General features: G+C 63.4%; 17 protein-coding genes. 10 read left to right on the forward strand and 7 right to left on the reverse strand.

Annotated elements, in window-relative coordinates; all coding sequences use genetic code 11:
• Window positions 1–24: 24 nt before the first annotated feature.
• Window positions 25–942: a polyprenyl synthetase family protein gene (locus C1D09_RS32730; RefSeq protein WP_143978047.1), complete on the reverse strand. Its 918-nt coding sequence runs from the start codon at window positions 940–942 to the stop codon at window positions 25–27.
• A gap of 78 nt (window positions 943–1,020) precedes the next feature.
• Between C1D09_RS32730 and C1D09_RS32735 the strand changes: the two genes are divergently transcribed.
• The 3 genes from C1D09_RS32735 to C1D09_RS32745 all read left to right on the forward strand — a co-directional run bounded on the left by C1D09_RS32735 (window position 1,021) and on the right by C1D09_RS32745 (window position 2,791).
• Window positions 1,021–1,782 (forward strand): biosynthetic peptidoglycan transglycosylase, encoded by a 762-nt coding sequence (locus tag C1D09_RS32735; protein ID WP_143978048.1) that lies wholly within the window; start codon window positions 1,021–1,023, stop codon window positions 1,780–1,782.
• A 140-nt stretch (window positions 1,783–1,922) separates the two neighbouring features.
• Window positions 1,923–2,105, forward strand: a complete 183-nt coding sequence (gene rpmF / locus C1D09_RS32740) for a 50S ribosomal protein L32 (protein WP_008834724.1) — start codon at window positions 1,923–1,925, stop codon at window positions 2,103–2,105.
• A gap of 284 nt (window positions 2,106–2,389) precedes the next feature.
• Window positions 2,390–2,791 (forward strand): hypothetical protein, encoded by a 402-nt coding sequence (locus C1D09_RS32745; protein ID WP_143978049.1) that lies wholly within the window; start codon window positions 2,390–2,392, stop codon window positions 2,789–2,791.
• 4 nt (window positions 2,792–2,795) lie between these two features.
• Here C1D09_RS32745 and C1D09_RS32750 read toward each other — a convergent pair whose 3' ends face one another.
• The 3 genes from C1D09_RS32750 to C1D09_RS32760 all read right to left on the reverse strand — a co-directional run bounded on the left by C1D09_RS32750 (window position 2,796) and on the right by C1D09_RS32760 (window position 4,251).
• On the reverse strand, window positions 2,796–3,227 hold the full coding sequence (locus C1D09_RS32750) for a GlcG/HbpS family heme-binding protein (RefSeq protein ID WP_143978050.1): 432 nt from the start codon (window positions 3,225–3,227) through the stop codon (window positions 2,796–2,798).
• A gap of 191 nt (window positions 3,228–3,418) precedes the next feature.
• A complete protein-coding gene (locus C1D09_RS32755; RefSeq protein ID WP_143978051.1) occupies window positions 3,419–3,652 on the reverse strand; it encodes a hypothetical protein in 234 nt (77 codons plus the stop codon).
• A 77-nt stretch (window positions 3,653–3,729) separates the two neighbouring features.
• Window positions 3,730–4,251: a winged helix-turn-helix transcriptional regulator gene (locus tag C1D09_RS32760; RefSeq protein WP_143978052.1), complete on the reverse strand. Its 522-nt coding sequence runs from the start codon at window positions 4,249–4,251 to the stop codon at window positions 3,730–3,732.
• Between the two features lie 94 nt (window positions 4,252–4,345).
• On the opposite strand from C1D09_RS32760, the gene C1D09_RS32765 reads away from it, so the two are divergent.
• The 4 genes from C1D09_RS32765 to C1D09_RS32780 all read left to right on the forward strand — a co-directional run bounded on the left by C1D09_RS32765 (window position 4,346) and on the right by C1D09_RS32780 (window position 6,811).
• Window positions 4,346–5,182 carry an alpha/beta fold hydrolase gene (locus tag C1D09_RS32765; protein ID WP_143978053.1) on the forward strand — a complete coding sequence of 279 codons (837 nt, stop codon included), beginning with the start codon at window positions 4,346–4,348 and terminating at the stop codon, window positions 5,180–5,182.
• Window positions 5,183–5,286: 104 nt separating this feature from the next.
• Window positions 5,287–5,943 carry a glutathione S-transferase family protein gene (locus tag C1D09_RS32770; RefSeq protein ID WP_143978054.1) on the forward strand — a complete coding sequence of 219 codons (657 nt, stop codon included), beginning with the start codon at window positions 5,287–5,289 and terminating at the stop codon, window positions 5,941–5,943.
• Between the two features lie 5 nt (window positions 5,944–5,948).
• The gene (locus tag C1D09_RS32775; RefSeq protein WP_143978055.1) at window positions 5,949–6,284 is read left to right on the forward strand and encodes an ArsR/SmtB family transcription factor; all 336 of its coding nucleotides are present in this window, start codon (window positions 5,949–5,951) and stop codon (window positions 6,282–6,284) included.
• Window positions 6,285–6,295: 11 nt separating this feature from the next.
• Window positions 6,296–6,811 (forward strand): SRPBCC family protein, encoded by a 516-nt coding sequence (locus tag C1D09_RS32780; protein ID WP_143978056.1) that lies wholly within the window; start codon window positions 6,296–6,298, stop codon window positions 6,809–6,811.
• Here the strand turns inward: C1D09_RS32780 and C1D09_RS32785 are convergent.
• The 3 genes from C1D09_RS32785 to C1D09_RS32795 all read right to left on the reverse strand — a co-directional run bounded on the left by C1D09_RS32785 (window position 6,793) and on the right by C1D09_RS32795 (window position 8,620).
• Window positions 6,793–7,056, reverse strand: a complete 264-nt coding sequence (locus tag C1D09_RS32785; RefSeq protein WP_010911936.1) for an ArsR/SmtB family transcription factor — start codon at window positions 7,054–7,056, stop codon at window positions 6,793–6,795. The two genes, C1D09_RS32780 and C1D09_RS32785, sit on opposite strands and share 19 nt — an antisense overlap.
• 31 nt (window positions 7,057–7,087) lie before the next feature.
• Complete coding sequence (locus tag C1D09_RS32790; protein ID WP_143978057.1) at window positions 7,088–8,335, reverse strand: MFS transporter; 1,248 nt, start codon at window positions 8,333–8,335, stop codon at window positions 7,088–7,090.
• Window positions 8,336–8,425: 90 nt separating this feature from the next.
• Window positions 8,426–8,620, reverse strand: coding sequence for a DUF1192 domain-containing protein (locus C1D09_RS32795; RefSeq protein WP_143978058.1), 195 nt, complete (start codon window positions 8,618–8,620; stop codon window positions 8,426–8,428).
• 122 nt (window positions 8,621–8,742) lie between these two features.
• On the opposite strand from C1D09_RS32795, the gene C1D09_RS32800 reads away from it, so the two are divergent.
• The 3 genes from C1D09_RS32800 to C1D09_RS32810 form a co-directional block, all read left to right on the forward strand.
• Entirely contained in the window at window positions 8,743–9,753 is a 1,011-nt protein-coding gene (locus C1D09_RS32800; protein WP_143978059.1) for an NAD(P)H-quinone oxidoreductase, read from the forward strand.
• A gap of 362 nt (window positions 9,754–10,115) precedes the next feature.
• Window positions 10,116–10,256 (forward strand): DUF1127 domain-containing protein, encoded by a 141-nt coding sequence (locus tag C1D09_RS32805; RefSeq protein WP_137930812.1) that lies wholly within the window; start codon window positions 10,116–10,118, stop codon window positions 10,254–10,256.
• Between the two features lie 383 nt (window positions 10,257–10,639).
• Window positions 10,640–11,308 (forward strand): DUF1013 domain-containing protein (locus C1D09_RS32810; RefSeq protein ID WP_143978060.1); only part of this gene is annotated, 669 nt, incomplete at its 3' end.

An 11,308-nucleotide genomic window follows, 5' to 3' on the forward strand; every position in this document is an offset into this window, starting at 1 on the left:
AACCCGCACCGACATGGGGGGCACTCAGCTGTTGCGCGTCGCGATGAAGGTCGCAGCCTCCTTCAGCAGCGCCGCCTTGTCACCAAAGGGATCGAGCAGCGCGTGGGCCTGCCCGACAAGGCCGTGCAACTGGCTGCGCGCCCAATTCGCACCGTGCAGCGCCACCAACGTTCCCTTGCCGGCGGCGGCGTCCTTGCCGGTCGCCTTGCCCATCTGGCTGGCGTCGGCGGTCAGGTCGAGCAGGTCGTCGGCAAGCTGGAAGGCAAGGCCGATGGCCGAGCCGAACTCAGCCAGTCTTTCGCGATCCTCGGCCGCAGCGCCGGCAATGATGGCGCCGGCCTCGCAGGCGAAGCGGATCAGGGCGCCGGTCTTCATTGCCTGCAACGTTATGATGCCCGCCTCGTCGGGCGACGTCTGCTCGGCTTCGAGGTCGAGCATCTGGCCACCGACCATGCCGCCGGCTCCGGCCGCACGGGCAAGCGCAAGCACCAAGGCGGCTCGCCGCTCCGCCGGCAGCACGGTCGCCTCGCCGGCGATGATGTCGAAGGCCAGCGTCAGCAAGGCGTCGCCGGCCAGGATCGCGGTTGCCTCGTCGAAGGCCCTGTGCACTGTCGGCTGGCCACGGCGCAGATCATCGTCATCCATCGCCGGCAGATCGTCATGGATCAGCGAATAGCAATGCACGCATTCGAGTGCCGCCGCGACGCGCAGTGCTGATTCGCCGTCGGCGGAGAAAAGGGCGGCACTTTCCATGACCAGGAAGGGGCGCAGGCGTTTGCCGCCGTTCAGCACACCATGGCGCATCGCCGCCATCAGCCGAAAGGGCCGCGCGATCTCACCCGAAAGCGGGCGATCGTCGAGCAGGCGCCGCAGCAGCACCTCGACGGCCGCTGCCCGCCTGATGAGCGCCATTTCGAACGCCATTTCGTCGTCATTCGTCATGGTCGGGACCGGTAGCCGACACTCAGACGTTGCGCAAGAAGGCAAGCGCCATTATGCCGGAGCGAGGAGAAGCACGGGTTGGGCGGCTTGGCGGAACCGATCGTCGATCATGAAACCGAAAAGCTGGACATGGCGACGAGATCGCGCGGCGTGAACCGCCGCGGTCTCAGGCGCTGGGTCCGGCGCGGCCTTGTCGTGGCCGCCGTGCTGGCGCTTATCCCGACAGTGCTGACGTTCCTCTATCTGCCGTCCTTCGTGCACCCGGTATCGACACTGATGCTGAAGGATCTGGCGACCTTCTCCGGCTATGACCGGCGCTGGGTGTCGATCGATGATGTCGCGCCGGTGCTGGCGCATTCCGTCATCATGTCGGAGGACGGCCAGTTCTGCTTTCACCGCGGCGTCGATCTGGGCGAATTGCGCGGCGTCGTCGACGATGCGCTGGCCGGCGAGGCGACGCGCGGCGCCTCGACCATCACCATGCAGACGGTGAAGAATCTCTTTCTCTGGTCGCGCCCGCTGGGCTCTGTGCGCAAGGTCGTCGAGCTGCCGCTGGCCGTCTATTTCGACGCGGTGATGTCGAAACGCCGCATCATGGAAATCTATCTCAACATCGCCGAATGGGGACCGGGCATCTACGGCATCGAGGCGGCGGCGCAGCACCATTTCGGCATTCCGGCAAAACAGCTGTCGCGCCGGCAGGCAGCACTTCTCGCCGTCGCCTTGCCCAACCCCATCGCCCGCAATCCTGCCAAACCCGGGCCGGGCTTGAGACGGCTCGCCAATCTGATCGAGCGCAGGGCCGGCCGCTCAGGCGCCTATGTCGGCTGTCTGGAGTAGCCAACTCAAAAAAATTCACCGCAGTGCTGGCCAAAACGGTGTCAGGCGTGTATAGGCACCCGACTTTCTCAGATTTAGGCCCCGACATGGCCCTTTCACGAGGGCGGGCGGGGCTTTTGACCATGTAATGGAGCATATCCATGGCCGTTCCGAAACGCAAAACCTCTCCGTCCAAGCGCGGCATGCGCCGCTCGGCCGACGCCCTCAAGGCCCCGACCTATGTCGAGGACAAGAATTCCGGCGAAATGCGCCGCCCGCATCACATCGACCTGAAGACCGGCATGTATCGCGGTCGCCAGGTGCTAACCCCCAAGGAAAGCTGAGAGCAGCTTTCTTCCAAGGGTTTGAGTTGCAAAGGACCGGCCTCTGGCCGGTCTTTTTGCGTTTGGCGAAGCTGATGGCCGAGGCGAGGGCTCAGGCTGCCACCTCACCGGCGTATAGCGCGGCGGCTCCTTCAAACGCAGAACCTCGGTCCTACGCTTGCTCCATGTCGGCTGACATGGTTGTTGCATCCGGTCTTCGACCGTGTTTGCCGCTTCGCACGAAAAATCTTGACGGCGTGGCTGTGGCGCATTCTACAGAAGGTGCCCCCATATGGAGACGCCAGATGTTCGGTGCCGTCCCGCTTTTGATCGTGCCTTTCGTTCTCTACAATCTTGGCCTGCTCGGAATTTTCGGCGGCGGCGACGACCCGTGGGCGAGCGAGATCTTCTCGTTCCGCATGATGTCGGGCGGGGTGTTCTCGATGACGCTCGGCGACCTGATGATCCTGATCGGGCTGATCTTCCTGTTCCTCGAAATGGTGAAGTCGGCGCGCACGACCAGCGCCTCGATCATGGATCATCTCCTGTCGACGCTGGTCTTCGTCGCCTTCCTGGTCGAATTCCTGTTGGTCAAGGGCGCGGCGCACTCGATCTTCTTCACGCTGATGATCATCGCGCTGTTCGATGTGATGGCCGGGTTCGCGGTGTCGATGCGATCGGCGAGCCGGGACATCAACCTCAACTAGACATTCAGCCTGGATCCGCGGTGAAGCCGGCGGCCTCGATGCCGGCGATGGCCGCGGCCTCGTCATTGTCCGACGTATCGCCTGAAATGCCAACGGCGCCGACGATCGTGCCGGCCTTGTCGCGGATCAGCACGCCGCCGACGACCGGCAGCACGCGTCCACCCGACACGTCGGAGATACCGGCGACCAGATGCGGCCGCTCCTTGGCGAAAGCCTCGACCTTGCGCGAGCCCATGCCAATGGCCAAAGCGCCATAGGCCTTGCCGGCCGACATTTGCGGGCGCAGGAACGAGGCGCCGTCCTGGCGCTCGAAGGCGACCAGATGGCCGCCAGCGTCAAGGACGGAGACCCCGAGTGGCCTGAGCTTGAGTTCGGCGCCCTTGGCGAAGGCGGCATCGATGATTTGCCGGGCTTTTTCGAGCGGCAACGTGGTCATGGCAATCTCCTGTTGGGAAAGGGACAATCATCGACGGCCTGCCGGCCGAAGCAATCCCGGTTTTGGTTGAAATTGCTTCTTGTGAAGCGGCGGATGAGGAACCGCTGCCGCCAGGGCGGCGCCGGCGAGCAACCGAATCGACACGCGAACGGTGCAGGCTGGTCAGACCGGGTTGCCGAAAGGCCGTGCGGCTATTTCTTCTTGGCGCGGGCAGGCTTCTTGGCGGGCGCCGCCGGCGCGTTGGCGAGGTCTTCGGCTTCCTTGGCCAGCCGCAGAGCCCGTAGCTTGTCGGTCTTGGCCTTGCGGGCGTCGCTCTCGGCGGCATACTCCGCCATCGCCTTCTGGCGGACGGTGGCCGCCTCCTCCTGCTTCTTGAAGCGCAGATCGGCGCGCGCGCGGGCGGCATCCCGAGGGTTCTCAACCAAGACCTTATCCCATCCCGTGAATTGTGGTTTCCGCTTCTTCTAGCAGAGCCGGCCTCCAAACGGGGGAAAATAGTTGGCTACGCGGCCGGGCTGGCGCCCAGAGCCTTGCGGGCGACCACGGCTTGATAGGCCGCCTGCAGGGTCGCGCGTACAGAAGGACCGGACGCCGTGTCGAGCGGCATACCCAGATGCTCATGGCGCAACTCGTCCATGAATTTCTCCCACAGTGGCGGCCCGCCCTTTTCCAGCAGCTCGGCGCGGATCGAGAGTTCCTCGCTGGTCGGCAGCCAGACGCGGCCCCAGGCGCCGAGATGAGCCAGGATCGGCACCAGCGTGATGGCCATCTCGGTCAGGCTGTAGATCGCCTTCTGCTTGTGACTGGGATCGTCGGCCTTGGTCAGCATACCCAATTCCATCAGGCGCTTCAGCCGGTCGGCCAGGATGTTGGAGGCAATGCCTTCAATCGATCCGTTGAGCAGTTCGCGGAAATGCCGCCTGCCGCCAAAAATCATGTCGCGAAGGATGATTAGGCTCCAGCGGTCGCCGAACACTTCCAGCGACAGGTTGATCGGGCAGCCGGACCGGCGATCGAGGCTCATTCGATTCTCTCCGTGGAAAACCAGTTGCATTATCGTATCAGTTTTATTATGGTGCAACCGATTGCAAAATGCAATCGGATCAGGAGACTGAGTGATGAGGACGATCAATCGCCCCGAGATCAAATCCGAAGCCTTCGGCGATCCTGAAAATCCCGCGCTGCTTTTGATCATGGGCGCGATGGCCTCGATGCTGTGGTGGCCGGAAGCGTTTTGCCGGGAGCTGGCGGACGCACGCCTGTACGTGATCCGCTACGACAATCGCGATACCGGCCGTTCGACCAAATATCCGCCGGGCAAGCCACCTTACACATTCGACGACATGGCGGACGATGCCATTGGCGTGCTTGACAGCCATGGCATAGGCAAGGCCCATGTCGCCGGCATGTCGATGGGCGGCATGATCGCGCAACTCGTGGCGCTCAAACATCCCTCCCGCGTCGCGTCGCTGACGGTGATCAGCAGTTCTCCGGTGGGGATGGACACTTCGCATCTGCCGCAGACCACCGCCGCCTATATCGAACATTCGGCCGCGGGTGCCGATGTCGACTGGTCGGACCGCGGCCAGGTGATCAATTTCGTGGTCAAGGATGCGCGGGCGATCGCCAGCACCACACATCCGTTCGACGAGGTCCAGATGAGAGCCTTCATCGAAAAGGATTACGAGCGATCCGGCGGGTTCTTGAGCGCGACCAATCATTTTTCACTCAAGGGTGGCGATGCATGGAAGGGGCGGTTGCCGGAGATGGCGGCGCCACTGCTGGTCATCCACGGCACATCGGATCCGATCTTTCCGGTCGAACATGGCGAGGCGCTGGCCAAAACGGTCGACGGCGCGAAACTCCTTCGCGTCGCGGGCGGCGGTCATGAGCTGCATCGCCAAGACTGGCCGGCGATATCCGCCGCGATCGTTGCGCATATCCGGTCCAGTTAAGCCTTCGCGGGTGGTCTTGACGGGCAAGGCATGTCGCAATAGTTAAGTAAATGCTTCAGTGTTGACGCCCCTGATCGACGAACCCCGAAACGGAAGAGCAAAGAATGTCCCTTACGCTGCATTTCCACCCGCTGGCCTCTTTCTGCTGGAAGCCGCTGATCGCGCTCTACGAGAACGCCACCGCCTTCAACCCCGTCATCGTCGATCTCGGCGACGAGCATTCGCGAGCGGCCTTCCTGAAGATATCGCCGAACGGCAAGATGCCGGCGCTGCGCGACGATGCGCGCGGCCGCACGGTGCTGGAATCGACCATCCTCGTGGAATACCTGGCCGCGCACTATCCGGGGCCGGTCGAACTCGTTCCCGCCGACATCGATCTGGCGCTGGCGGTCCGCCAGGCCGACCGCTTCTATGATTTCTACGTGCAGGAGCCGATGCAGAAGATCGTTGGCGACCGGTTGCGGCCGCAGGACAAAACCGATCCGTTCGGCGTCGAGCAGGCGCGCGGCCAGCTGCGCAATTCCTACGCCATCGTCGAGCAGGAGATGCAGTCGAGGACCTGGGCGGTCGGCGAGACCTTCACCATGGCCGATTGCGCGGCGTCTCCGGCGCTCTTCTATGCCAACAAGGTCGAGCCGTTCGGCGACCAATATCCCGCCGTGAAGCGCTATCACGACCGCCTGCTGCAGCGCCCTGCCTTTGCCAGGGTGATCGAGGAGGCGCAGCCCTACTTCAAGTTCTTCCCCTACAATAACGGCTGACCGCCATGCTGCACGATCCCGCCCAGCTCGACCTGATGTTCCAGGCGCTTGCCGATCCGGCGCGGCGGCAGATGGTCGACCGGCTGTCGCGCGGTCCGGCCTCGGTCAGCCAGCTGGCCGAGCCGCTGGCAATGTCGCTGTCGGCTGTGGTCCAGCATCTCAATCTTCTGGAAGCAAGCGGCCTGGTGCGCACGCAAAAGGTTGGACGGGTGCGTACCTGCCAGATCGAGCCGAAGGCGCTGAGAGCAGCCGAACACTGGATCAACGAGCGACGCCTCGCCTGGGAGCTGCGGCTGGATCGGCTCGGCGACTTTCTGGCGCAAACCAATGATGAAAACTGAAGGAGACCAACATGACCGAAAGATCCGTCGTCCATTCCACCTTTGTCGTCGAGCGGAGCTATCCGGTGGCGCCGGCGAAAGTCTTCTCCGCGTTCAGCAATCCTGATGCCAAACGGCGCTGGTTCGTCGATCCGCACGACCCGATGCCCAGCCGGCATGAAATGGACTTCCGCGTCGGCGGCAAGGAGGTCAACGCAGGCTGCCCGAGCGATGGCCAGATGCATTTCTTCAACGCGGTCTATCAGGACATCGTGCCGGACCAGCGCATCGTCTACAGCTACGAGCTGCTGTTCGGCGAAACCCGCGTCTCCGTGTCACTGGCGACGATCGAGCTTGTGGCCGAAGGCGGGGGCACGCGGCTGGTGATGACGGAACAGGGCGCCTTTCTTGACGGCCATGACACCCCAGCCACGCGTGAGCACGGAACGGGCGAACTGCTCGACACGCTCGGCGCCTTCCTGGAAGAGCCTGATCAATGTGGCGATGTCGATGACAAAGGGCGAGCAGATCAAGCTTCCCAGAACTGATCGAGCCAGATGTTGAGTCTCAGGAAGCCGGCATTGCTTACCGTGTAAACGCGCCGCGTGCCCTCGGCTTTGGCGTTTACCAGTCCGGCGTCGAGCAATACTTTCAGATGCTGTGATACGGCCGGGCGTGAGACTGGAAGTCCGGCCGCCAACTCGTTGACGGTTTTCGGACCGCGTCGAAGTTCTTCCAGAAGGTGGCGCCGATTGGGGTCGGCGATCGCCATGAAGGCGTCGGAAAACATCATGCCTCATTTGTGAGGCAAACTTTTTCGAATCTCAACTGTCTGCTTCTGCTTTTCTTCTTGGATCGAGCCGCAATGCTTCCGGCGTCACCGAACGGTCGGCCGGCTGCGTCTTGAAGGCGTCGCGATCGCCGATCGGCACCGGAGCGCGGCGGCTGATGCGCAGCAGCGTATAGCCTGCCAATGACAGATGCGCGAAGGCGGTGGCCAGGAACAGGCCTTCAGGGCGCATCCAGCCCATCAGCGCCGCCGCCAGCAAAGGTCCGATCATGGTGCCGAAGCCGTAAAGCAGCAGCAGTCCGCCCGACACCTTGACGAAGTCCTCGGCACGGGCGTGGTCGTTGGCATGCGCAACGGCGATCGAATAGAGCGTATAGGCAAAAGCGCCGTAAGCGGCGGTGAAGACGATGACGAAAATGCCGGAGCGCGGTTGGAACAGGAAGATCAGCAGCGCGAACAGGGCCGCGCCGAAAGCGGCGCCGGCCAGCACGAAACGCCGGTCGGTCTTGTCGGACAGCCGCCCGGCCGGCAACTGCATGGCGGCACCGGCGACGACGACCAGGCTCATCATCAGGGCGATCTCCGCGGTGGAAATGCCGATGCGCGCGCCATAGACCGCGCCCAGCGTGCCCCAGGCGCCGTTGGCGATGCCGATCAAAACGCAGGCGATCGCCGACACCGGCGAGTTGGCGTAGAGGCCCTTGACGTCGAGCTTGACGTCCTGCAGCGGCTTGGGGTGCGACGCCGTCGAAACCGCGGTCGGGAGCAGCGACAGGCAGAACAGGATGCCGGTGATCATGAACAGCGACGCCGATTTCACGTCGCCGCCGGCGACGATCATCTGGCCGCCCATGATCGAGGCATAGGTGACCATCATATAGAGGCCGAAGACGGTGCCGCGGTTCTCGTTGGTGGCCTTCTCGTTCAGCCAGCTTTCGATGACCATGAAGGCGCCGGCCATGGTGAAACCGGTAAAGGCGCGCAGCAGGATCCAGACATATTCATCGATGATCAGGCCGGTGAGCAGGGCCACGATGGCGCCGGACGCGGCGAAGGCGCCGAAGGCGCGCACATGCCCGGCGCGGCGCACGATGCGCGGGGCAAAGAAGCAGCCGGTGACGAAGCCACCGGCCCAGGCCGTGCCCATCAGGCCAAGCGATGCGGTGGAGAACCCTTCCACCTGGCCGCGCAGGGGAAGCAGCAGCCCATGCAGACCCGATGCCGCCAGCAGGAAGGCAGTGCCGCGAAGCAGGGAGAGGATCGGTCGGTAGGATGCGAGCATTTATTGATCCGGCTGGACTTCTGGAGGGACTCAAGGTGTGAAGACAGTCGCATTCGGGCTTTTCGGCGGCGGGCTGTCGCGCCCGTCTGCCTATCCGCGGCGGAACAGCGCCTCGGCGGCCGATTTGGTGTTGTCCTTGGCCGTGAGCTCCGCCTCCAGCCTTGCGATTTCGTCGCGAAGGATGCCGATGCGCTCCGACAGTTCGCCGACGGAAAGCAGCGACAGGTCCTGCCCTATCTCGTGCGGGCGTGCCTTCTTCTTGGGTTCGTCGTCGAAGATCGCCATCGTTGCTCCTCCTCCGCCACACCAGATTGGCCATTTGCCTGATTTGGCAATCAGCATACATAGGGCAAGGGCGTCGATGCAAACAGCCGGTAAGAATGCGGCGAGGAAAGACGGGAAACTCCATGGCAAGCGGACAGAAAATTCCAGCGAGGATGACGGCAATCGCGATCTCGGAACCGGGTGGCCCACGGGTGCTGAAACCGGAGACGCGCGATGTCCCCTTGCCCCGCCCAGGCGAGATCCTGATCAGGGTGCATGCCGCCGGCGTCAACCGGCCCGACGTGCAGCAGCGCAAGGGCGCCTATCCGCCGCCGCCCGGCGCATCGGACCTGCCGGGCCTCGAAGTGTCGGGCGAAGTGGTTGCCCTTGGCGACGAGATATCGCGCTGGCGCATCGGCGACCGGGTGTGCGCGCTCACCCCCGGCGGCGGCTACGCCGAATATGTCAAGGTTCATACCGGCAGCGTGCTGCCGCTGCCCGCCGGTTTCACCCACACGGAAGCAGCGGCGGTGCCGGAAAACTATTTCACCGTCTGGCACAATGTGTTCGAACGCGGCGGCCTGAAGAAAGGCGAGACGCTGCTGGTGCATGGCGGCTCGTCCGGCATCGGCACGACGGCGATCCAACTGGCTTCGGCCTTCGGCGCCCATGTCATCACCACCGCCGGATCCAGGGAGAAATGCGACGCCTGCGTGAAGCTCGGCGCCGACCGGGCGATCAACTACCGCGAGGAGGACTTCGTCACGGCGGTCAAGCAGGCGACGGATGGCAAGGGGGCCAACGTCATCCTCGACATGGTAGGCGGCGACTATGTCCAGCGAAACTACGAAGCGGCGGCGGTCGAGGGCCGCATCGTCCAGATCGCCGTGCAGGCTGGTGCCGTCGCCACCGCCGATTTTTCCAAGATCATGGTCAAGCGGCTGACTCATACGGGTTCGACGCTCCGGCCGCGCACGGTCGAGTTCAAGGCGGCGATCGCGGCGGCACTGGAGGCACAGGTCTGGCCACTGCTTGGCACGCGCAAGGTCGCGCCCGTCATGGACATGATCTACCCGCTGACCGATGCCTGGCGCGCGCATGAGCGGATGGAGGAGGGCGAGCATATTGGCAAGATCGTCCTCGACGTCGGCTAGGACGGCGATATCAGCCAAGGCCGGCCTGCAAATGATAGCTTCCTGCGCTTCCGGCCTTCGCCGACCGCAGCGTTCATGTGGGCGCCGAGGCGGCCAAGGCTATCGTCGGCGTAGGCCGGTGCTCACCTACTTGAGTACGCTCCGCACCGGCTCTGGGAAACCAACATTGTCGACCCGGCCTGACCGGAATCTCGACACGTCCTGGGATGGCGCCCTTTGCCTCCTGCCTACAAGATGAACAGACGCTTAATGGTGCAATGCAGCATTTGCATCATTGCTATGCAAAATCGGCCGTTCAAGTCCTCATCGATGATCACTATCTGTGCAGCATCGAAACGAACACCCCATTCAGGAGGACTACCATGAACCCGATCCGCGCTTTCCGTAACTGGCGCATGTACAACGAGACCGTGCGCGAACTGAACCGTCTCAACGCACGTCAGCTCAGCGATCTCGGCATCAGCCGCGCCGACATTGAACGGATCGCCCGCCAGGCGATCTGATTGCAAGCATGATCCGGCCGCAGGGCTGGGGTCATGTTGAGAAGTAGAGCCGTCGCAGACGTTCCCCGTTTCCGGTTCCGAGCCCGCTGGACCTTGTCCAGCGGGTTTTGTCTTTTTGGGGGTCGTGCAATTTCCCTGGCAATTCAGAACACTCGCGGCACTTGTGCGGGCTGCTCAAAAGTAGCTGTCCCCCTTGGCTAACGTCGCTGGCGCCCCAGCCATCCGAACGTGCCTGCCGGCTCGCGAACCCATCGGGGCGGCCGCGCTTCCAAAAACATTGCGAAACGGCAAGGGAACGGTTATACAGACCGCGAATTTCCCATTTTGGTGGCTCTAAACCACCGCCCGCGCGGGAACGCGGGCGAACGAGAAGGATTTTTCTAATGGCCAATACGCTGTTGATGCCTAAGGCGACCGCCGTCTGGCTGGTCGACAACACCGCGCTCTCCTTCGAGCAGATCGCGCAGTTCTGCGGGCTGCATCCGCTCGAGGTCAAGGCAATCGCCGACGGCGAATCGGCGCAAGGCATCAAGGGTATGGACCCGATCATGACCGGCCAGCTGACCCGCGACGAGATCGCGCGCGCCGAGAAGGATCCGAACCAGCGCCTGAAGCTTTCCGACCCCAAGGTGCGGGTGCCGGAATCCAAGCGCAAGGGCCCGCGCTACACGCCGCTGTCGAAGCGCCAGGACCGGCCGAACGCAATCCTGTGGCTGGTGCGCAATCATCCCGAACTCAAGGACGCGCAGATTTCGCGTCTCGTCGGCACCACGAAGTCGACGATCGAGCAGATCCGCGAACGCAAGCACTGGAATTCGGCCAATCTGCAGCCGATGGATCCGGTGACGCTGGGTCTCGCCTCGCAGATCGACCTCGACATGGAAGTCAACCGCGCCTCGCGCGGCCGCGAACAGGCGCAGCCGGTCGGCGACACGCTGCTGCCGGCGGCCCTGACCGAGCGGCTGGTGCCGGCCCCCGAAAAGCCGAAGGACGAGGATGCCGAACTCGACGCCAACGCCGTGTTCGCCAAGCTCTCGGCGCTGAAGTCGAAG

The organism is Mesorhizobium intechi (assembly GCF_002879535.1).
Taxonomy (GTDB): domain Bacteria; phylum Pseudomonadota; class Alphaproteobacteria; order Rhizobiales; family Rhizobiaceae; genus Mesorhizobium; species Mesorhizobium intechi.

Excerpts from the sequence above, each read along its gene's own strand:
- C1D09_RS32730 (WP_143978047.1), bottom strand. The coding sequence starts at position 942 with ATGACGAATGACGACGAAATGGCGTTCGAAATGGCGCTCATCAGGCGG.
- rpmF (WP_008834724.1), top strand. The coding sequence starts at position 1,923 with ATGGCCGTTCCGAAACGCAAAACCTCTCCGTCCAAGCGCGGCATGCGC.
- C1D09_RS32745 (WP_143978049.1), top strand. The coding sequence starts at position 2,390 with ATGTTCGGTGCCGTCCCGCTTTTGATCGTGCCTTTCGTTCTCTACAAT.
- C1D09_RS32750 (WP_143978050.1), bottom strand. The coding sequence starts at position 3,227 with ATGACCACGTTGCCGCTCGAAAAAGCCCGGCAAATCATCGATGCCGCC.
- C1D09_RS32760 (WP_143978052.1), bottom strand. The coding sequence starts at position 4,251 with ATGAGCCTCGATCGCCGGTCCGGCTGCCCGATCAACCTGTCGCTGGAA.
- C1D09_RS32765 (WP_143978053.1), top strand. The coding sequence starts at position 4,346 with ATGAGGACGATCAATCGCCCCGAGATCAAATCCGAAGCCTTCGGCGAT.
- C1D09_RS32770 (WP_143978054.1), top strand. The coding sequence starts at position 5,287 with ATGTCCCTTACGCTGCATTTCCACCCGCTGGCCTCTTTCTGCTGGAAG.
- C1D09_RS32775 (WP_143978055.1), top strand. The coding sequence starts at position 5,949 with ATGCTGCACGATCCCGCCCAGCTCGACCTGATGTTCCAGGCGCTTGCC.
- C1D09_RS32780 (WP_143978056.1), top strand. The coding sequence starts at position 6,296 with ATGACCGAAAGATCCGTCGTCCATTCCACCTTTGTCGTCGAGCGGAGC.
- C1D09_RS32785 (WP_010911936.1), bottom strand. The coding sequence starts at position 7,056 with ATGATGTTTTCCGACGCCTTCATGGCGATCGCCGACCCCAATCGGCGC.
- C1D09_RS32790 (WP_143978057.1), bottom strand. The coding sequence starts at position 8,335 with ATGCTCGCATCCTACCGACCGATCCTCTCCCTGCTTCGCGGCACTGCC.
- C1D09_RS32795 (WP_143978058.1), bottom strand. The coding sequence starts at position 8,620 with ATGGCGATCTTCGACGACGAACCCAAGAAGAAGGCACGCCCGCACGAG.
- C1D09_RS32800 (WP_143978059.1), top strand. The coding sequence starts at position 8,743 with ATGGCAAGCGGACAGAAAATTCCAGCGAGGATGACGGCAATCGCGATC.
- C1D09_RS32805 (WP_137930812.1), top strand. The coding sequence starts at position 10,116 with ATGAACCCGATCCGCGCTTTCCGTAACTGGCGCATGTACAACGAGACC.